Source organism: Zoogloea sp., from assembly GCF_023150065.1.
Taxonomy (GTDB): Bacteria; Pseudomonadota; Gammaproteobacteria; order Burkholderiales; family Rhodocyclaceae; genus Zoogloea.
The window spans coordinates 104546-123167 of record NZ_JAKLLN010000013.1; the positions used below are offsets into that span (position 1 = coordinate 104546).

Here is an 18622-nt window from a genome sequence, read left to right on the forward strand (position 1 = left end):
GTCGATCGGGACGAGGCCGGGGGAAAATGCCCCTGCTTTGCCCGGTTGGCCGAGCTGCCGGAATGCCGCTATGATGCCGCGCCATACGCCGGCCGGTGGCCACCGTTTCCGAATTTTACCAGATGCTTCAAGAGCCTATGATGAATCGCAGATTGCGGGTCGCCAGTACTGCCCTTGCCCTCACCGCAGCCCTTGCCGGGCCGGTGTGGGCCAACCCTTTCGAGACGGCACTTCCCAACGGAATGAAGCTGATCGTCAAGGAGGATCGCAGGGCGCCGTCCGTCGTACATATGGTGTGGTACCGGGTGGGCGCGATGGATGAGGTGGATGGCACCTCAGGGGTCGCCCATCTCCTCGAACACATGATGTTCAAGGGCACAAAGAAGCTGGGCCCGGGGGAGTTCAACAAGCAGGTGGCGGCGGCGGGCGGGCGCGACAATGCCTTCACCAGCCACGATTACACCGCCTACTTCCAGCAGGTGCCCAAAGAAGCCCTGGGCCGGATGATGGCCCTGGAGGCCGACCGCATGGCCCACCTGCAGGTCACCGATGAATCCTTCAAGAAGGAGATCGAGGTGGTCAAGGAGGAGCGCCGTCTGCGCACCGACGACAAGCCGCGCTCCCTGGTGGTGGAGCAGCTGATGGCCACCGCCTTCCAGGCGCACCCCTATCGCCGGCCGATCATCGGCTGGATGAGCGACCTGGACAACATGACGGCCCAGGACGCCCGGGACTGGTACCAGCGCTGGTACGTGCCCAACAATGCCACCCTGGTGGTGGTGGGTGACGTGGATCACAAGGCGGTCTTCAAGGAGGCTGCGGCCACTTACGGCAAGGTCAAGGCCCGGCCGCTCCCGGTACGCAAGCCGCTGATCGAGCCCGAGCAGACCGGGCCTCGCCGCACGGTAGTCAAGGCTCCGGCCGAGCTGCCCTACGTGGCCTTGGCGTGGCGGGTGCCCACGCTGCGGGATGTGAAGGCGGATGGTGATTTCTACTCCCTGCAGGTGCTGGCGGCCGTGCTGGACGGCTATGAAGGCGCGCGGTTGGCAAAGAACATCGTGCGCGGCAGCCGGGTGGCGGTGACCGCCGGGGCCGGCTATGACGGCACTGCCCGGGGTGAGTCCCTGTTCTACCTGGATGGCGCTCCGGCCGCCGGGCAGACGCCCGCCGACGTGGAGGCGGCCCTCAAGGCCGAGATCGTGCGCATCCAGAACGACGGGGTGTCCGAGGACGAGCTGCGCCGGGTCAAGGCCCAGGCGGTAGCCGGTCAGGTTTACAAGCGTGACTCGCTGATGGGCCAGGCCATGGAGATCGGCATGGACGAGATGGTCGGCCACTCCTGGAAGGACGACGCCCAGATGCTGGAGCGCATCCGCGCCGTGACGGCTGCCGAGGTGCAGGCCGTGGCCCGCAAGTATTTCCGGGATGAGACCCTGACCGTCGCCCAGCTCGATCCCCTGCCGGTGGATCCCCAGGCTCGCGCCAAGGCCGCCGCCCCCCACCGCCACTGACGGCTCCCGAATTCGAGGTTGATTGATGATTTTCCAATGCAAACGTGTGGGGGCGGCCCTTGCGCTGACCTTCGCGACCCTCTCGGCCCAGGCCGGTATGACCATCCAGAACTGGACCGCAGCCAACGGTACCCGGGTGTTCTTCGTCGAGAGCCGGGCCTTGCCGATCGTCGATGTGCAGGTGGACTTCCGTGCAGGAGGCGCCGAGGTGGCGCCCGGCAAGGCCGGTCTTGCCGGCCTGACCCGGGGTCTGCTCGATACCGGCGCAGGCAGCCTGGACGAGGATGCCATTGCCAACCGGGTCGCTGACCTGGGGGCGCAGATCGGGGGGGGAGCGGACATGGACCGCGCCTCCGTGTCCCTGCGCACCCTCAGCACCCCCGCGGAGCGGGACGGGGCGGTGGATCTGCTGGCCACCCTGATCCAGCAGCCGACCTTCCCGGCCGCCGCGGTGGAGCGGGAGAAGGCGCGCAGCATTGCCGGGCTGAAGGAGTCCGACACCCAGCCGGACGCCATCCTGTCGCGCCGCTTTGCCGCGGCCGTCTTCCCGGATCATCCTTACGGGCGTCTACCTGCGGTCGAAACCATGGCTTCCCTCACCCGTGAGGATCTGGTGGACTTCCATCGGCGCCATTACACCGCGGCCGGCGCTGTGGTCAGCATTGTCGGTGATGTTTCACGCGGGGAAGCCGAGGCCATCGCCACCCGGCTCACCGGGGCCCTGCCGGCGGGGGAGGTGCCGGTGACGCCGGCCGATGCGGTGCCTGCCGCGGGCCAGACGATCCGTGTGCCCCATCCGTCGGCGCAGGCCCACATCGCCGTGGGCCAGCCGGGCATCCGTCGCGGCGATCCGGATTTCTTTCCCCTCGTGGTCGGCAACTACATCCTTGGTGGCGGTGGCTTTGTTTCCCGACTGACCCGCGAGGTCCGCGAGAAGCGAGGCTATGCCTACAGCGTCTATAGCTACTTTTCCCCGCAACGCAGCGTCGGCCCCTTCCAGATCGGCCTGCAGACCAAGGGCAGCCAAGCGGACGATGCCCTCAAGGTGGTGTCGGAAACCCTGGGTGCCTTCCTCAAGGACGGGCCGACCGACAGTGAGCTGAAAGCCGCCAAGGAAAACCTGATCAACGGCTTCGCCCTGCGTCTCGACTCCAACCGCAAGATGCTGGAGCAGGTGGCGGTGATCGGCAGCTACGGTCTGCCCCTTGATTACCTGGACACGTATCGCGACAAGGTGTCGGCCGTGACCGCCTCGCAGATCCGCGATGCGTTCCGGCGTCATGTGTCGCCCGAGCGCCTGGTGACCGTGGTGGTGGGCGGGGAGGGCGACAAGCCCGCCAACCGCAACGGGGCTGCCCGTTGAGCCGCATCCGCATCATTGGCGGGGAGTGGCGCTCCCGTCTGATTGATGTCAGCACCGTCAAGGGACTGCGCCCGACGCCGGACCGGGTGCGGGAAACCCTGTTCAACTGGCTGGGGCAGGATCTTGACGGCAAGACCTGTCTCGACCTGTTTGCGGGAAGTGGTGCCCTGGGCTTCGAGGCGGCCTCCCGTGGGGCAGAGCAGGTGACGATGATCGAGCAGGACCCGGTGGCCTGGGCGGCCCTCCAGACCAATGCAAAAACCCTACAGGCAGCGTGTGTACGGATTGTGCGGGGCGATGCGCTAAAATTCGCCCGTTCCGCTGATCGACGCTTTGACGTGGTCTTTCTTGACCCGCCCTATCGGGCCGGCTGGATCGAGCGGATGGCACTGTTTCTGCCCGACCTTCTCGGAGAGGGGGGCGTGGTCTATGTGGAAGCGGAATACAAGATCGAAAACATCGACCGATTGACGCGAGTCAAGCAGGGAACGGCCGGGCAGGTGTATTACCACCTCTTTGCCGCTGCACGCTGACAGACGCAAGATTGCGCCGACAGGGGAGGCCTGCAGCATGAGGGATGGCATCGCGGTTTATCCAGGGACGTTCGACCCCTTCACCAAGGGGCACGAAGACTTGGTGAGGCGGGCATCCCGCCTTTTCGAAGGTGTGATCGTCGGTGTTGCGGCGAGTGCCGGCAAGGGGCCGATCTTCACCACCGAGGAGCGGGTCGAGATCGCCAGGGAAGTGCTGGCGCCTTACCCGAATGTGGAGGTGAAGGGTTTTTCCTGCCTGCTGATGGACTTTCTCCACCAGAACAACGCGCGGGTCATCCTCCGGGGCCTGCGGGCCGTATCCGATTTCGAGTACGAGTTTCAGATGGCAGGCATGAACCGCAAGCTCTACCCGGATGTGGAAACGGTGTTCCTGACGCCGGCCGACGAGTACATGTTCATCTCTGCCACGATGGTCAGGGAGATCGCCCGACTCGGCGGTAACGTGAGCAAGTTTGTGCAGCCAGGCGTCTACGAGCGCCTGTGCCTGAAGATCAACAACAGTAGTAAGTAACGAGGAATTAAGCAAAATGGCCTTGATGATTACCGACGAGTGCATCAACTGCGACGTCTGCGAGCCGGAATGCCCGAATGGTGCCATCTCCCAGGGTGACGAGATCTACATCATCGATCCCGACAAGTGTACCGAGTGTGTCGGCCACTTCGACGAGCCCCAGTGTCAGCAGGTCTGCCCGGTGGACTGCATTCCCTTCAATCCGGAACACCCGGAGAGCAAGGATGACCTGATGGAGAAGTTCCTCAAGCTGACCGCCGACAAGTAAGCACGCCGGCTGCGCAGGAAACAGACAGGGCCGGGCTCCCCCGAGGGGAGTCCGGCCCTGTTGCCGTACATCGGTTGGTGCGTGCCCGGCCGGCGGTGGCCTCAGGCGGCCAGTGCCGACGGGGCATTGCTGCCCGCCGGCATTTCCAGGGCCAGTTCGATGCGCTCGGCCAGGGCATTGAGCTGGGCCACCTGGTGGACCAGCAGATCTTCTGCCTGCTGCAGTTCCCGCACCCGGTCTTCAAGGGTGTCGGTGGCCTGGTGGATGCGTTTCACACTCTCCAGGCGGCGCTTGAGCTGGAGCTGATATTCGCGCACCTGGGTCTCCAGCGGCGCCATCACGGCCCGCAGCCACTGCTCCGCATCCCGGTTGGCGATCTCGAAGGTGCGCCGGGCCTGGACGGCCACGGTTTCGAAGAACTTCTGGGTGAGGGTGTGCTTCTCGGTGGTGACGATGGTCAGCACGGTATTGAACTGGTTGTTGAAGGCTTCTTCGAGGCGCTCGATCTCCTTCTCGTAGCGCAGGGTCGAGAAGGCCGTGGGGGCCGCCAGCTTGAGGCCGTGCTCGACGGTGAAGCGCTTGTACATGGCGTCGAGCATTTTCGAGATCTCGCCGATCTCGTCGGTGGACTTCTTGAGGTTGCCGCGCAGGTGCTGGAAAAAGCCCTTCATGGCGTCCCGCAGGCCGCGGGAGAAGGCGGCGTCGAGCATGGCCTCGCGGGTGCGACGGGTCTCGTCGCGCAGGGCGTCGAGGCCCAGGTGGCCGAAGAGGTTGTTGGACAGGCTGGAAAACACGCTGCGCACGGCGTAGTACTTCTGCAGGCCCTGTTCGAACTCGTCTTTCTCGGAGCGCACCTTGCGCATCATGTATTCGATGACGTTCTGGTTCTTGCCGCGCAGGTCGGTGAGTTCCTGGAGCTGCTCACGCAGGCCGGAAAGGCGGGCGTTGAGGAGCTCGCGGCTGCGGCTGACGATGTCGGTCACGTCGCCGTGGGTGTTGTCGCGGACGATGTCGCGCTTGGTGGGGAGCAGCTCGGTGGACAGGGCCCGTTCGAGGCTCAGGATGCGGCTGCGATCGAGCAGCTCGGGGTCGTCGTTGACCTTGGCGACCAGCCCCTTCTGGGCCGATACCGGATAGACCTGGGCGGGTGAGACTTCGAGGGTGCTGGCGACGCTGGCCACCTGGCCGGCAATCTCCCGCTCGATGTCTTCCTCGCTGCGCAGGCCGTCCCACAGACCGTCGATCTTGTTGAGGGCGATGATGCGCCCGCGCTGCCGGCGCCCCGCATTGACGTGCTCCCGCCACACGGCCAGGTCGCTCTGGGTGACGCCGGTGTCGGCGGCCAGGATGAACAGTACCGCGTGGGCGTTGGGCAGCAGGTTGAGGGTGAGCTCGGGCTCCGCGCCGATGGCGTTGAGGCCCGGGGTGTCGAGAATCACCAGGCCCTGTTCGAGCAGCGGGTGAGGGAACTGGATGATGGCATGGCGCCAGCGCGGGATTTCCAGCTTGCCCTCGGCATCGGGGCGGATGCCGTGGTCGCCGCTTGCGTCGATGGGGAAACCCAGCTCTTCGGCTTCGGCCTGGCTGGCCAGGCGGGTTTCGCCGACCTGGGCGAGGGCCTGCTGCAGGCTCTCGGCCGAGCTGGTGTCGAGGGGGCGGGTCTGCCATTCCTCGGGGTAGCGCTTGAGTTCGGTGATGCTGGCGTTGGTCTTGCGGCTCTCGATGGGCAGCAGGCGGATTTCCGGCTTGTCCCCTTCCTTCCATTGCAGCTCGGTCGGGCACATGGTGGTGCGCCCGGCGCTCGAGGGCAGGATGCGGTTGCCGTAGCCGGCAAAGAAGACGGCGTTGATGAGCTCGGACTTGCCTCGGGAGAACTCGGCCACGAAGGCGACGATCAGCTTGTCCTCACGCAGGCGGTCGAGCAGGTACTGGAGGCGCAGATCGGACTGGGCATCGCCGATCTCGTTGAGCTGCAACCACTTGCGCAGCTCCCCGATTCCGGAGGCCACATCTCCCCGCCACTGGGTGTAGGCAGAGAAGTGTTCAGCGAGCATGTGTGCGTCTTTCACGGGCTTCATTCCTGGCTGGGCGCCGCTACGCCGGCAGTAATCGTCAATATTGTTAGCATAAACGGGATCGGGGCCGACCGAAACCGTTTCAGCGCTGGCAGCGCGGGCAGTAGAAGCTGGCCCGCTGCCCCATGATGCGTTTGCGGATCGGAGTGGCGCATTTTCGGCACGCCTCGCCCTCGCGGCCGTAAACGAAATACTGCTGCTGGAAGTAACCCGGCGAGCCATTGCTGCCGACAAAATCCCGCAGCGTGCTGCCGCCGGCGGCCAATGCATCGTGCAGGGTTTCGCGAATGCACCGGGCCAGGCGGGCGCAGCGCCGGGGGCCGAGTTCGCCGATGGGCGTGGTGGGGTCGATGCCGGCCCTGAACAGGCTCTCGGAGGCGTAGATGTTGCCGACGCCCACGATCTGGTGGCCATCCATCAGAAAGAGCTTGGCCGGTGTCTTGCGGCCCTGCGCGGCCGTGTGCAGCCAGGGGCCGTCGAAGCCATCGTCGAGGGGCTCGATGCCGAGCCTCTCGAGCAGCGGATGGGGCGTGTCACCGCTCTGCCACAGCACCAGTCCGAAGCGGCGGGGGTCGCGCAGGCGCAGCGCACGCTCGCCGAAAAGGATGTCGAGGTGGTCGTGCTTTGCCGGTGGTGTCGCTGTGGGCACGATGCGCAGGCTCCCCGACATGCCCAGGTGCACCAGCAGGCTGCCATCGGGAAAGCGCAGGAGCAGGTACTTGGCGCGGCGTTCCACAGCGAGCAGGGTCTGTCCGCGGAGGAGGGAATCCAGGTTTTCAGGTATCGGGTGGCGCAGCCGGGCGTTGCGGACGATGGCGCCGGTGCTGCCGAGGTGGGTCAGTTCGGGCGCGATTCCCCGGCGGGTGGTTTCGACTTCAGGCAGTTCGGGCATGGGGAAAACGGGGCGGAGGGGCTCGCTTGCTGGGCTTGGGGAAACCGCCTAACATCCGGCGAACCCTATTGTAGCTGTGCGATCAAAGACCATGTCGCGCCGCTGCGCGCTTTTCGGGACGGCGGCCGACCGAACCCCGAACGCCTTTCAGAGACATCCATGAAGCCTACCTTTCGCCTTGTTCAAGCGGCCGGATTGCTGGTCACCCTGCTCGTCTCGGCCGGCCTGTTCGCCGGGGCAGCCCATGCCCAGCAGGATGCGCCCGGAAACGACGCGGCGAAGGAGGCCTATCCCGCCCAGGAGCTGACACCGCAGATCCTGCACCAGATGATGCTTGCCGAGGTGGCTGCGGCCCGTGGGCAGACTGCGATGGCCGCTCGCTCCTACCTGGATCTGGCACGTCGTACGCGGGATGGGCGGATTGCCCGGCGCGCCGCCGAGATGGCGCTGTTCTCCCGCGAGTCGGATCTGTCCAGCGAGGCCGCGCGGCTGTGGCTCGAGATCGAGCCCGGCTCGGTCCAGGCACAGCAGCTCACCTCCGGAACCCTGGCCAGCACGGCCCGCATCGACGACTTGCGCGCCCATCTTGCCGAGGCGCTGACGCGTCAGGGTGATGCCATCGGTCCGGCGCTGCTGGGGCTCAACCGGGGGCTGGCACGCATTCCCGACAAGCCTCTCATCCGGCGCCTCGTTACCGAGCTGACCGAGCCTTACCTCAATTACCCGGAGGCCTGGTTCGCCCGCGCCAATGCGGCTTTCGTGGCGGGCGACGGGGCCGCCGCGTCGGAGGATCTGGATGGAGCCCTACGCCTGCGCCCCGACTGGGAGCAGGCGGTGGTCCTCAAGGCCCAGTTCGAGCATGAGGCTTCCCCAGGCTCTGGCATGCGGACCTTGCAGGCCTACCTGGAAAAGCATCCGGATGCGCGCGAGTCCCGCATCACCCTGGCCCGGTTCCTGGTGGCGGGCAAGCAGTTTGCGCCGGCCAGGGCGCAGTTCGAGCAGATCCTCACGCGTCAGCCCGACGACAAGGACGCCATTCATGCAGCGGGCCTGCTCGCCATGCAGCTGGGGGATGGCGCCGGAGCGGAGGCGCATTTCCGCCGCCTGCTCGATCTGGGTTTTGCCGAAGAAGACAGCATCCGCAGTTATCTCGGACAGATTGCGGAGGAGGCAAAGCGTTACGACGAAGCGATCGGCTGGTACAAATCCGTAACCCCCGGTAGTCGTTATGTTGCGGCCCAGGCGCGGGTGGCCCAGATCATGGTGAACCGTGGGCAGACCGCCGAGGCCCGGCAGTATCTGCAAACCCTGGCCCGTGACGCGGCGCCGGCCGAGCGTCAACAGTTCGTTCTGGCCGAGGCGCAGATTGCCCGCGATGCAGGGCGTAACGAAGACGCCTTCAATGTTCTGGACGAGGCCTTGCGGGGTGATCCGGAAAGTGCCGAGCTTCTCTACGAGTCTGCCTTGATGGCCGAGCGCATTGGCCGTCCCGAGGTGATGGAAGGGCGGCTGCGCAAGCTGATTGCCCTCAAGCCCGATCATGCCCACGCCTACAACGCGCTGGGTTATTCCCTGGTGGATCGCAACCTGCGGCTCGATGAAGCCGAGGGCCTGATCCGCAAAGGCCTCGAGATCGCTCCGAACGATGCTTTCATCCTGGATAGCCTGGGGTGGGCCCTGTATCGGCGTGGAGACCTGAACGGCGCCCTTGCCCAGCTCCAGCGGGCCTTTGAGTTGCGGGCCGATCCGGAGATCGCCGCACACCTGGGGGAAGTGTTGTGGATGATGGGGCGGCGTGACGAGGCCGCCCGTACCTGGAAGGATGCCGCCAAGGCAAATCCCGACAACACGGTGCTGGCCGACGTCATCAAGAAGTTCAAGCCTTGAGAGCGCTTGCCCTGATTTGCGTGCTGGGTCTGGCCGCTTGTGCCACGACCCAGGACGCTCCGCCCCGTGCCGCCTTGCGGAGCCTGGCCGAAATGCCCCGGTTTCAGCTCGAAGGACGTCTGCAGGTGCGCGACGGCGAGCGCAGCGCCGTGGTGGGTGTCGATTGGCAGCACGCAATCGAGCAGGATGTCTGGTTTTTCACGGGGCCCCTGGGCCAGGGGCTGGCGAGCATAGAAAGCCAGGCCGGCAGGGCACGCATGACCCTGTCCGACGGTAGTCGGGTCGAAGCGGATACGGCGGCCGAGCTTGCGGAGCGTGTGCTCGGCATCAGCGCCCCCTTCGCCGAACTGCCCCGCTGGGTCACCGCGCGGGTGCGCGAGGGCGCAGAGGTGCGCCAGCTCGACGCCCTCGGGCGTCCGCGCCAGGTCATTGATCGCGGTTGGACCATCGATTACACCGAATACACCGGAGAGGCGCCCGACGACCTCCCCCGCAAGCTCGACGTTCATCGGGGCGATACCCGCCTGCGCCTGATCGTCGACAGCTGGAACCCCTGACATGCACGCCATTCCCTTCGACCCTGTGGCCACGGACGTGCGCCTGCCGGCGCCCGCCAAGATCAACCTCTTTCTGCACATCGTCGGCCGCCGCCCGGATGGTTACCATCTGCTGCAAACAGCCTTTCGCCTCCTCGATTGGGGGGACGAGATCCACCTCTCGCTGCGCAGCGATGGCCGCATCCTGCGCACCACCGATGTGCCGGGGGTTCCGCCCGAGGCCGACCTGGTGGTGCGCGCAGCGCGGGCCCTGCAGGAGGCAACGGGCGCAACGCAGGGGGTGGATATCGGCGTATACAAGCGCATTCCCATGGGCGGTGGGCTGGGAGGCGGGAGTTCGGATGCGGCCACCGTACTGATTGCCCTCAACCGCATGTGGGGCTGCAATCTGCCCGGAAAACGCCTCCAGGAGATCGGTTTGCGCCTGGGGGCCGATGTGCCTTTCTTCGTGTTTGGTCAGACCGCTTTTGCCGAAGGCGTCGGAGAAGCGCTCCAGGCCTTGAGGGTGGCTCCGGCCTGGTATGTGATGGTGGCGCCGAAGGTTGCCGTGCCCACTGCCGAAATTTTTTCTGCAGAAGAGTTGACGCGGAACACCGAACCCATAATAATGCGCGCCTTCGCAACACACACAACGCGGAACGACATGCAGGCAACAGTCTGCAAACGGTTTCCCGAAGTGGCTGAAGCGCTGGTCTGGTTGTCGCAGCATGGGGCAGCAAGAATGAGCGGTTCAGGGGCCTGTATCTTCGCCCCCTTCGATTCGGAGGAGGAAGCAAGTCAGGTTGCCGCAGCAGCCCCGCAGGGCTGGAAGGTCTGGGTAGCCGCAGGGCTCGACAGGCATCCACTGCAAGGCTGGCTTGTGTGAGGTGGTGAAAACGATTTTTTGGGGAGTCGCCAAGTTGGTCAAGGCACCGGATTTTGATTCCGGCATTCGAAGGTTCGAATCCTTCTTCCCCAGCCAAATTCAGCGGGCAGGCCAAAAACCTGCCCGTTTTGTTTTAAGCTGTTCTAATTCGTTGTAACGAGAGGTGATCATGGCTTCGGGCAGCCTGATGGTTTTCACCGGCAACGCCAATCCCAAACTGGCCGCAGATGTGGTGCGTCGTCTTGGGAAGTCTCTGGGTTCGGCCACCGTTGGTCGTTTCTCGGACGGCGAAGTCAATGTCGAACTTCTCGAGAACGTGCGTGGCAAGGATGTCTTCGTCCTGCAGCCGACCTGCGTTCCCACCAACGACAACATCATGGAATTGCTGATCATGGTGGATGCGCTGAAGCGGGCCTCCGCTGGCCGCATCACTGCAGCGATTCCCTATTTCGGCTACGCTCGTCAGGATCGTCGTCCCCGTTCGGCCCGTGTGCCCATCACCGCCAAGGTGGTGGCCAACATGCTCCAGGCCGCCGGCGTGCAGCGTGTCCTCACCGTCGATCTCCACGCCGACCAGATCCAGGGCTTCTTCGATATTCCGGTGGACAACATCTACGCGGCCCCCGTGCTGCTCGATGACCTGGAAAAGCAGAAGTACGAAGACCTGATGGTCGTGTCGCCGGACGTCGGCGGCGTGGTCCGGGCCCGTGCCTTCGCCAAGCGCCTCGAGTGCGATCTGGCCATCATCGACAAGCGTCGTCCCAAGGCCAATGTGTCCGAAGTGATGAACATCATCGGTGAGGTCGAAGGCCGTACCTGCGTGATCATGGACGACATCGTCGACACCGCCGGCACCCTGTGCAAGGCCGCCCAGGCGCTCAAGGAAAACGGCGCCAAGCGCGTGATGGCCTACTGTACCCATGCCGTGCTGTCCGGCCCGGCGATCAGCCGCATCAATGAGTCCGATCTGGACGAACTGGTGGTGACGGACACGATTCCGCTGTCCGATGAAGCCAAGGCCTGCAAGCGGATCCGCTTCGTGTCGATCGCCGAGCTCCTCGCCGACACCATCCTGCGGATCAGCAACGAAGAGTCCGTCAGCTCTCTCTTCAACGAGTAATAGACCTGTTTTCAAGCCGGTGGGTGCAAACCCGCCGGCTTTTTTCAGCCCGCCTGGTCGCGGACGGGCCCATCAACTGGAGTAGTGAACATGACCATTCAATTCAACGCCACGACGCGCGTTCTGCAGGGCACGAGTGCGAGCCGCCGCCTGCGTCGCGCTGGCAGTGTTCCCGGCATCGTCTACGGTTCCGGCGCCCCCGCCCAGATCGAAGTCGACCACAACGAGATCTTCCACGCCCTGCGCAACGAGGCCTTCCACGCCTCCGTGCTGACCATGGTGCTGGATGGCGCCAACCAGTCCGTGATCCTCAAGGACACCCAGTGGCACCCGTACAAGCAGCAAGTCCTGCACCTGGATTTCCAGCGCGTTGACGCCACCCACAAGATCCACGTGAAGGTGCCCCTGCACTTCATCAACGCCGACATCGCTCCGGGCGTCAAGCTCGAAGGCGGCATGGTTTCCCACCCGCTGACCGAACTCGACCTCGAGTGCCTGCCGGGCGACCTGCCCGAGTTCATCGAAGTGGACCTGAAGGACCTGAAGACCGGCTCCTCCATCCACGTTTCCGCCCTGACCCTGCCGAAGGGCGTGAAGGCCCTGACCCACGGTGAAGACCCGGTCGTGGCTACCGTCCTGGCTGTTCGCGGTGGCGATGCTGCCGAGGACACCCCGGCTGCCTGATTCACCTGAGGATTGCGGGGCCACCTGAACGATGAGCCAGCCAGCACCGAAGCTTGTCGTCGGCCTCGGCAATCCCGGCAGTGAATACGCTGAAACCCGGCATAACGCCGGGTTTTGGTTTTGTGAGCGCCTTGCCCGTGAGCTGGGCACTTCCTTCAGCAAGGAAGCCCGCTTTCACGGTCTGGCGGCCAACGCCCGCAATGATGGCGTATGGCTGCTGATGCCCCAGACCTTCATGAACCGCTCCGGCCAGTCGGTGGCCGCGCTGGCGCGCTTCTATCGCATCGAGCCGGCCGAGATCCTCGTCGTCCATGACGAACTCGATATTCCTCCTGGTCAATTGCGCCTCAAGTTTGGTGGCGGCCTGGGGGGGCATAACGGCCTGAAAGACATCACTGCCCATCTGGGCACCCAGGACTTCTGGCGTCTGCGGGTGGGCATTGGTCACCCCGGCGACCGCAATGAAGTGGTCAACTTCGTCCTCAAGCCGCCCCGGCGTGAGGAGTCCGAACTCATCGACGCATCCCTCGACCGTGCCCTTCTGGCCTGGCCCCTGCTGGCCCGGGCCGACTGGAACGGGGCCACCCAACGCCTCAACGCGCGTCCTGCGCCGGCCAAGCCCGGCTCCTGATTTTCTCCTTGCAGCTGCCTTAAGGCGCACCGTGTCCCTGCCGTAGACCTGATTCAGGTATTTCAGACCGGGTCACGATGATTTCCGGCTGTTTTGAGGAAGACATACATGCGCAAGCTTGCCGACACACCCATCTGGTTGCGTCTGACGGGTGCCATCTGGCTGATGCTGGTGATTGCCTGGGGCAGCATGATCGCGTGGGAAACCCGCGTGAATCGCCAGACCGCCATCGCCCAGGCCGAGGATTTTGCCCATTCCGTCCACGAAATGACCATGGCTGGCCTGACCGGCATGATGATTACCGGGACGGTGGGGCAGCGGGAGGTCTTTCTCGACCAGATCAAGCAGCTGTCCGTCATCAAGGATCTGGTGGTGATCCGTGCCGAGGCCGTCAGCAAGCAGTTTGGCCCCGGGAATCGCCCCTCGGCAGCGCTGGATGCAGACGAGCAGGCCGTGATCGCCAGCGGCAAGGAACTGGTCCGGGTGGAGAGTGATGCCAGAAACGGGGAGTACCTGAGGGTCGTCAAACCGGCTCTGGCCTCCGAGAATTACCTGGGCAAGAATTGTGTCGGCTGCCATCAGGTTCCAGTGGGGACGCCGCTGGGGCTGGTCAGCATGAAGGTCTCCCTCGACAAGGTGAATGCTGCCGTCGATACCTTCATGTGGAAGAGCATTTTCAGTGCCCTGGCCCTGTCGCTTCCCCTGATCGTGTTCGTGGTGTTCTTCATCCGCAAGTTCGTCGTCAGTCCCCTGACCGAGATGAACCGCAGCCTTTCGGAGATCGCGAAGGGAGAAGGGGATCTGACCCGTCGTCTGAAGGTCGCCGGCCAGGATGAGATCGGTCAGACGGCTGCGACCTTCAACGAGATGCTGGGCACCATCGGGCAGCTGGTGCGTCACGTGTCCGAGTCCGCCTCGAGAGTGACCGGATCGGCCCATCAACTGGCTTCCAGTGCCGGACGGGTGGCCGACGGATCGCGACGGCAGAACGATCAGTCCATGAGCGCAGCGGCGTCCGTCGAGCATATGGCGACCAATATCGCCAATGTCGCGACCAGTGCCGAGCGTGTCCACCAGCGCTCCCAGGAGAGCCTGCGTCGGGCCGAGGAGGGGGGGCGCACCCTTGAATCCCTCGTCGCCGAGGTGTGCCACGCGGAGGATGCCGTGCGCCAGATGGCAGAGTCCGTGGAGGAGTTCGTTCAGTCCACTTCGTCCATCACGTCCATGACCCAGGAGGTCAGGGACATTGCCGAGCAGACCAACCTGCTGGCCCTCAACGCCGCGATTGAAGCTGCCCGCGCCGGGGAGCAGGGGCGGGGCTTTGCGGTGGTGGCTGACGAAGTCCGGAAGCTGGCTGAAAAGTCTGCCCGTTCCGCTGGCGAGATCGACACCGTGACCTCCCGCCTGTCCAAGCAGTCGGTGGCGGTCCGCCAGGCGATCCACCGGGGGCTTGATCACCTGACGTCGAGCCGCGAGGCCGTCGCGTCGGTATCCAGCGCGATTGCCTCGGCCAACGAATCCGTGGTCGAGGTCGGACGTGGTCTCGACGAGATCGCTGAAGCCACCGAGCAGCAACGCAATGCCAGCGCTGCGGTGGCGGGAAGTATCGAAACCATTGCCGAGATGGCCCGGGACAATACCGAGGCGGTTGATTCCACCGCCCGGGCAGCCCAGGACATGGAGAACCTGGCCAGTCAGCTGCAGCAGACAGTTTCCCGTTTCCGAGTCTGACGCGGCACCCGGGCAAGAGAAAACGGACGGTTTCAACCGTCCGTTTTTCATTGTTCAGCGTTCTTCCAGGGCGGCGTAGCGGTCCTGGGGATTTTTCTAGCGGATGCCTGCGCGCTGGATGAGGGCCTGGATCTCGCCGACGATGCCACGCCGGAAGGCCAGTACGCAGACCACGAAGATCAGGCCCATGATGACCGTGACCCAGGAGCCCACCTTGTCTGCCAGCTCGTTCTGCAGGGTCACGATGGTGGCGGAACCGACAGCCGGGCCGAGGATGGTGCCCAGGCCACCGAGCAGGGTCATCAACACCACTTCCCCCGACATGTGCCAATGTACGTCCGACAAGGAGGTGAGCTGGAACACCAGGGTCTTGGTGGCGCCGGCCAGCCCGGCGAGGGAGGCCGAGATGACGAAGGCGATCAGCTTGAACTTGCTGACGTCGTAGCCCAGGGAGATGGCCCGGGGTTCGTTCTCGCGGATGGCCTTGAGGATCTGGCCGAAGGGCGAGTGGATGGTGCGGTAGATGATGAAGAAGCCGATGCTGAACACCGCATACACCAGGTAGTACATGGCGATGTTGTCGGACATGTCGATCAGGCCGAACAGGTGACCGCGGGGCACGCCCTGCAGCCCGTCCTCCCCGCCGGTGGCCTTCACCTGCAGCACGATGAAGTAGACCATCTGGGCCAGGGCCAGAGTGATCATGGCGAAGTAGATGCCGGTGCGTCGGATGGCCAGCAGGCCGAAGATCCAGCCCAGCGCCCCTGCCGCCACCGTGCCGGCAAGGATGCCGATCTCGGGCGTGACGCCCAGGTCCCGCACCATCAGCCCGCAGACATAGCCGGCCGTGCCCAGAAAGGCCGCATGCCCGAAGGACAGCAGGCCGGCAAAGCCGAGCAGCAGGTTGAAGGCGCAGGCAAACAGCGCGAAGCAGAACAGCTTCATCAGAAAGGTCGGATAGACCGCGAAGGGCGCGATCAGGCCGACGATGAACAGTCCGGTGTACAAGACCTCGGTCTTGATCAGGGCGGAGGGTTGTTTGGCGGTGCTCACGGGGTGTCCTTTCAGGCCTTGCCGAACAGCCCGGCGGGCCGCACCAGCAGAACGATGACCATGATGACGAAGACGACGACGGCGGAGGCCTCGGGGTAGAAGACCTTGGTCAGCCCCTCGATCAGGCCCAGCCCGATGCCGGTGACGATGGAGCCCAGGATGGAGCCCATGCCGCCGATCACCACCACGGCAAAGACGACGATGATCAGGTTGGAGCCCATCAGCGGATTGACCTGGAACACGGGTGCTGCCAGTACGCCGGCAAAGGCCGCCAGGGCGACACCATAGCCGTAGGTGAAGGTGATCAGCAGGGGCACGTTGATGCCCAGGGCCTGGACCATCTGGGAGTTCTCGGTGCCGGCGCGCAGGTAGGCCCCGAGGCGGGTCTTCTCGATCATGTACCAGGTGCCGAAGCACACCGTGAGGGACGCGACGATGACCCAGGCGCGGTAGATCGGCAGGAACATGAAGCCCAGGTGGATGCCGCCGGAGAGGGCTTCGGGCACTTCGTAGGACTCGCCGGAGATGCCGAACTGGTCGCGGAAGACACCCTCGATGATCAGGGCGAGGCCGAAGGTCAGCAGCAGGCCGTAGAGGTGGTCGAGCTTGTAGAGCTTGCGCAGCATGGTGCGCTCGAGGATCACCCCGAACAGGCCCACCAGCAACGGAGCGGCGATCAGGGCCACCCAGTAGTTGACGTTGAACTTGGTCAGGGCCAGCCAGGCAATGAAGGCGCCCATCATGTACTGGGCCCCGTGGGCGAAGTTGATGATGTTGAGCAGGCCGAAGATGATCGCCAGGCCGAGGCTCAGGATCGCGTAGAACGAGCCGTTGATCAGGCCGATCAGCAGCTGGCTGCCCAGCAGGGCGGTTGGGACGCCGAAGATTTCCATGGGTCACTCCAGGGCCGGAGCGGCGCGGGGCCGCCCCGGGGGTCGTGGTTGCGGCGGCTTACTTCTTGACCAGCGGGCAGCGGGACTGGGACAGGGGCTGGAAGGCTTCGGCCGCCGGGATGACCTGGCGGACGTTGTAGTAGTCCCACGGGTACTTGGACTCGGCGGGCTTCTTCACCTGCATGAGGTACATGTCGTGGACCATCCGGCCGTCTTCGCGGATCTGGCCGTTCTTGGCGAAGAAGTCGTTGATGGGCATCTTCTTCATCTGGGCCATCACCTTCTTGGTGTCGTCGCTGCCGGCGGCCTTGACGGCCTTGAGGTAGTGATACACCGACGAGTACTGCCCGGCCTGGACCATGGTGGGCATCTTCTTCTGTACGCCGAAGAAGCGCTTCGACCAGGCGCGGGTCTCGTCATTGAGATCCCAGTAGAAGCCTTCGGTCAGGTACATGCCCTGGGTGGTCTTGAGGCCGAGGGAGTGGATGTCGGTGATGAACATCAGCAGGCCGGCCAGGGACTGGGTGGGGGTGATGCCGAACTCGGCGGCCTGCTTGATGGCGTTGGTGGTGTCGGCGCCGGCGTTGGCGAGGCCGATGACCTGGGCACCGGAGGCCTGGGCCTTGAGCAGGAAGGACGAGAAGTCGGAGCCCGGGAAGGGGTGGCGCACGGAGCCCAGTACCTTCCCGCCGTTGGCGGTGACCACGGCCGATGCGTCCTTCTCGAGGGCCTGGCCGAAGGCGTAGTCGGCGGTCAGGAAGAACCAGTTCTTGCCGCCCTGCTTGGTCACGGCCTTGGCTGTGCCGTTGGCCAGGGCGTAGGTGTCGTAGGTGTAGTGGACGGTGACGTCGTTGCATTGCTCGTTGGTGATGGGGGTGGAGGCGGGGCCGCTCATCAGGGCGATGCGGTCTTTTTCCTTGGCGATCTTCATTACGGCCAGGGCCACGGAGGTGGTGACCAGTTCGGTGGCGGTGTCCACGCCCTCGCGCTCGAACCATTCGCGGGCCTTGTTGGAGGCGATGTCGGCCTTGTTCTGGTGGTCGGCGCTGACCACTTCGATCTTGAAGTCGGGCTTCTCCTTGGCGATGAAGTCCTCGACGGCCATCTTGGTGGCCAGTACGGCGCCGGAGCCGGCCAGGTCGGAATAGGTGCCCGACAGGTCGGTCAGCACGCCGATCTTGACCACGCCCCCGGAGACCTGCGCCTGGGCTCCCGCAGACAGGGTGGCCAGGGCGGCGGTACAGGCGATGGAAATCGCTTTTTTCATGGTCATGTCTCTCTCCTCCTTGTTGTATTGATCCGGCTCAGACGCCGAGGGTTTGGTGCAGCCAATCCATCTTGCCGGGGAGCTCCTCCCGGGTGATCGTGGCGATGATCTCGCCGTGTTCAAGTACGTAGTGGCGGTCGGCCAGGGGCGCGGCGAAGCGGAAGTTCTGCTCCACCAGCACGATGGTGAAGCCGCGCTTCTTGAGCTCGATGATGACCTCGCCGAGCTTCTTGACGATGACCGGGGCGAGACCCTCGGTGATCTCGTCCAGGAGCAGCAGCTTGGCGCCGGTGCGCAGCACCCGGGCCATGGCGAGCATCTGCTGCTCGCCGCCGGAGAGCTTGGTGCCCGGACTGTTGCGGCGCTCCAGGAGGTTGGGGAACATGGCGTAGATCTCGTCCACGCTCATGCCGCCGCTGGCCACCTGGGGCGGCAGCATCAGGTTCTCCTCGGTGGACAGGGAGGCGAAGATGGCGCGCTCCTCGGGCACGTAACCGATGCCGTAGCGGGCCATGCGGTGGGTGGGCTCGGCGATCACGTCCTTGCCATTCACCATGATCGAGCCGGTACGCCGGCCCACCAGGCCGAGGATGGACTTGAGGGTGGTGGAGCGGCCGGAGCCGTTGCGCCCGAGCAGGGTCACGCACTCGCCGCGTCCAACGTTGAGATCGATGCCGTGCAGGATGTGGGATTCGCCGTAGAAGGCATGCAGATCGTGGATCCGCAGCATCTCGGGCTTGGGGTCGAAGGCGCTGGTCAT

18 protein-coding genes and 1 tRNA gene are annotated in these 18622 nt (G+C 64.7%); 13 read left to right on the top strand and 6 right to left on the bottom strand.

The features are described from left to right. Window positions 1-140 precede the first annotated feature (140 nt). Genes L6Q67_RS15150 through L6Q67_RS15170 form a run of 5 tightly spaced genes read left to right on the top strand, consistent with a single transcriptional unit; the run spans window position 141 to window position 4207 of the window. Window positions 141-1511: a pitrilysin family protein gene (locus L6Q67_RS15150; protein ID WP_296570989.1), complete on the top strand. Its 1371-nt coding sequence runs from the start codon at window positions 141-143 to the stop codon at window positions 1509-1511. Window positions 1512-1536: 25 nt separating this feature from the next. Beyond that, complete coding sequence (locus L6Q67_RS15155) at window positions 1537-2874, top strand: pitrilysin family protein (RefSeq protein WP_296570992.1); 1338 nt, start codon at window positions 1537-1539, stop codon at window positions 2872-2874. Beyond that, window positions 2871-3407, top strand: a complete 537-nt coding sequence (gene rsmD, locus L6Q67_RS15160; RefSeq protein WP_296570995.1) for a 16S rRNA (guanine(966)-N(2))-methyltransferase RsmD — start codon at window positions 2871-2873, stop codon at window positions 3405-3407. The genes L6Q67_RS15155 and rsmD overlap by 4 nt, the downstream gene beginning before the upstream one ends. Window positions 3408-3444: 37 nt before the next feature. After that, entirely contained in the window at window positions 3445-3939 is a 495-nt protein-coding gene (gene coaD / locus L6Q67_RS15165; RefSeq protein ID WP_296570997.1) for a pantetheine-phosphate adenylyltransferase, read from the top strand. A gap of 16 nt (window positions 3940-3955) precedes the next feature. After that, window positions 3956-4207 carry a YfhL family 4Fe-4S dicluster ferredoxin gene (locus tag L6Q67_RS15170; RefSeq protein ID WP_296571002.1) on the top strand — a complete coding sequence of 84 codons (252 nt, stop codon included), beginning with the start codon at window positions 3956-3958 and terminating at the stop codon, window positions 4205-4207. A 101-nt stretch (window positions 4208-4308) separates the two neighbouring features. On the opposite strand, the gene L6Q67_RS15175 is transcribed toward L6Q67_RS15170, so the two are convergent. Next, window positions 4309-6261 carry a dynamin family protein gene (locus L6Q67_RS15175; protein ID WP_296571104.1) on the bottom strand — a complete coding sequence of 651 codons (1953 nt, stop codon included), beginning with the start codon at window positions 6259-6261 and terminating at the stop codon, window positions 4309-4311. Between the two features lie 103 nt (window positions 6262-6364). Continuing rightward, window positions 6365-7174, bottom strand: coding sequence for a bifunctional DNA-formamidopyrimidine glycosylase/DNA-(apurinic or apyrimidinic site) lyase (gene mutM, locus L6Q67_RS15180; RefSeq protein WP_296571005.1), 810 nt, complete (start codon window positions 7172-7174; stop codon window positions 6365-6367). A gap of 159 nt (window positions 7175-7333) precedes the next feature. On the opposite strand from mutM, the gene L6Q67_RS15185 reads away from it, so the two are divergent. The 8 genes from L6Q67_RS15185 to L6Q67_RS15220 all read left to right on the top strand — a co-directional run bounded on the left by L6Q67_RS15185 (window position 7334) and on the right by L6Q67_RS15220 (window position 14649). Beyond that, complete coding sequence (locus tag L6Q67_RS15185) at window positions 7334-9061, top strand: tetratricopeptide repeat protein (protein ID WP_296571008.1); 1728 nt, start codon at window positions 7334-7336, stop codon at window positions 9059-9061. A 20-nt stretch (window positions 9062-9081) separates the two neighbouring features. Then, on the top strand, window positions 9082-9618 hold the full coding sequence (gene lolB, locus L6Q67_RS15190) for a lipoprotein insertase outer membrane protein LolB (protein WP_296571106.1): 537 nt from the start codon (window positions 9082-9084) through the stop codon (window positions 9616-9618). 1 nt (window position 9619) lies between these two features. Beyond that, window positions 9620-10483 (top strand): 4-(cytidine 5'-diphospho)-2-C-methyl-D-erythritol kinase, encoded by an 864-nt coding sequence (gene ispE / locus L6Q67_RS15195; protein ID WP_296571012.1) that lies wholly within the window; start codon window positions 9620-9622, stop codon window positions 10481-10483. A 19-nt stretch (window positions 10484-10502) separates the two neighbouring features. Continuing rightward, window positions 10503-10579, top strand: a tRNA-Gln gene (locus L6Q67_RS15200). 73 nt (window positions 10580-10652) lie between these two features. Beyond that, the gene (locus tag L6Q67_RS15205) at window positions 10653-11603 is read left to right on the top strand and encodes a ribose-phosphate pyrophosphokinase (RefSeq protein WP_296408708.1); all 951 of its coding nucleotides are present in this window, start codon (window positions 10653-10655) and stop codon (window positions 11601-11603) included. Window positions 11604-11693: 90 nt separating this feature from the next. Then, window positions 11694-12287, top strand: a complete 594-nt coding sequence (locus L6Q67_RS15210; protein WP_296571014.1) for a 50S ribosomal protein L25/general stress protein Ctc — start codon at window positions 11694-11696, stop codon at window positions 12285-12287. A gap of 31 nt (window positions 12288-12318) precedes the next feature. Continuing rightward, window positions 12319-12918, top strand: a complete 600-nt coding sequence (gene pth / locus L6Q67_RS15215) for an aminoacyl-tRNA hydrolase (protein WP_296571017.1) — start codon at window positions 12319-12321, stop codon at window positions 12916-12918. A 108-nt stretch (window positions 12919-13026) separates the two neighbouring features. Continuing rightward, entirely contained in the window at window positions 13027-14649 is a 1623-nt protein-coding gene (locus tag L6Q67_RS15220; protein ID WP_296571020.1) for a methyl-accepting chemotaxis protein, read from the top strand. 96 nt (window positions 14650-14745) lie between these two features. On the opposite strand, the gene L6Q67_RS15225 is transcribed toward L6Q67_RS15220, so the two are convergent. From L6Q67_RS15225 to L6Q67_RS15240, 4 genes are read right to left on the bottom strand one after another with little or no spacing between them, the layout of a single operon-like run. Next, window positions 14746-15657: a branched-chain amino acid ABC transporter permease gene (locus L6Q67_RS15225; RefSeq protein WP_296571109.1), complete on the bottom strand. Its 912-nt coding sequence runs from the start codon at window positions 15655-15657 to the stop codon at window positions 14746-14748. A 56-nt stretch (window positions 15658-15713) separates the two neighbouring features. Next, entirely contained in the window at window positions 15714-16595 is an 882-nt protein-coding gene (locus tag L6Q67_RS15230; RefSeq protein WP_296571022.1) for a branched-chain amino acid ABC transporter permease, read from the bottom strand. A 58-nt stretch (window positions 16596-16653) separates the two neighbouring features. After that, a complete protein-coding gene (locus tag L6Q67_RS15235; RefSeq protein ID WP_296571025.1) occupies window positions 16654-17868 on the bottom strand; it encodes an ABC transporter substrate-binding protein in 1215 nt (404 codons plus the stop codon). 31 nt (window positions 17869-17899) lie between these two features. Continuing rightward, window positions 17900-18622 carry an ABC transporter ATP-binding protein gene (locus L6Q67_RS15240; RefSeq protein WP_296571028.1) on the bottom strand — a complete coding sequence of 241 codons (723 nt, stop codon included), beginning with the start codon at window positions 18620-18622 and terminating at the stop codon, window positions 17900-17902.

Bases quoted from the DNA above. Each gene is read 5' to 3' on its own strand.
- L6Q67_RS15150 (WP_296570989.1), top strand. From the start codon at position 141: ATGAATCGCAGATTGCGGGTCGCCAGTACTGCCCTTGCCCTCACCGCA.
- L6Q67_RS15155 (WP_296570992.1), top strand. From the start codon at position 1,537: ATGATTTTCCAATGCAAACGTGTGGGGGCGGCCCTTGCGCTGACCTTC.
- coaD (WP_296570997.1), top strand. From the start codon at position 3,445: ATGAGGGATGGCATCGCGGTTTATCCAGGGACGTTCGACCCCTTCACC.
- L6Q67_RS15170 (WP_296571002.1), top strand. From the start codon at position 3,956: ATGGCCTTGATGATTACCGACGAGTGCATCAACTGCGACGTCTGCGAG.
- L6Q67_RS15175 (WP_296571104.1), bottom strand. From the start codon at position 6,261: ATGCTCGCTGAACACTTCTCTGCCTACACCCAGTGGCGGGGAGATGTG.
- mutM (WP_296571005.1), bottom strand. From the start codon at position 7,174: ATGCCCGAACTGCCTGAAGTCGAAACCACCCGCCGGGGAATCGCGCCC.
- L6Q67_RS15185 (WP_296571008.1), top strand. From the start codon at position 7,334: ATGAAGCCTACCTTTCGCCTTGTTCAAGCGGCCGGATTGCTGGTCACC.
- ispE (WP_296571012.1), top strand. From the start codon at position 9,620: ATGCACGCCATTCCCTTCGACCCTGTGGCCACGGACGTGCGCCTGCCG.
- L6Q67_RS15205 (WP_296408708.1), top strand. From the start codon at position 10,653: ATGGCTTCGGGCAGCCTGATGGTTTTCACCGGCAACGCCAATCCCAAA.
- L6Q67_RS15210 (WP_296571014.1), top strand. From the start codon at position 11,694: ATGACCATTCAATTCAACGCCACGACGCGCGTTCTGCAGGGCACGAGT.
- pth (WP_296571017.1), top strand. From the start codon at position 12,319: ATGAGCCAGCCAGCACCGAAGCTTGTCGTCGGCCTCGGCAATCCCGGC.
- L6Q67_RS15220 (WP_296571020.1), top strand. From the start codon at position 13,027: ATGCGCAAGCTTGCCGACACACCCATCTGGTTGCGTCTGACGGGTGCC.
- L6Q67_RS15230 (WP_296571022.1), bottom strand. From the start codon at position 16,595: ATGGAAATCTTCGGCGTCCCAACCGCCCTGCTGGGCAGCCAGCTGCTG.
- L6Q67_RS15235 (WP_296571025.1), bottom strand. From the start codon at position 17,868: ATGACCATGAAAAAAGCGATTTCCATCGCCTGTACCGCCGCCCTGGCC.
- L6Q67_RS15240 (WP_296571028.1), bottom strand. From the start codon at position 18,622: ATGACCAGCGCCTTCGACCCCAAGCCCGAGATGCTGCGGATCCACGAT.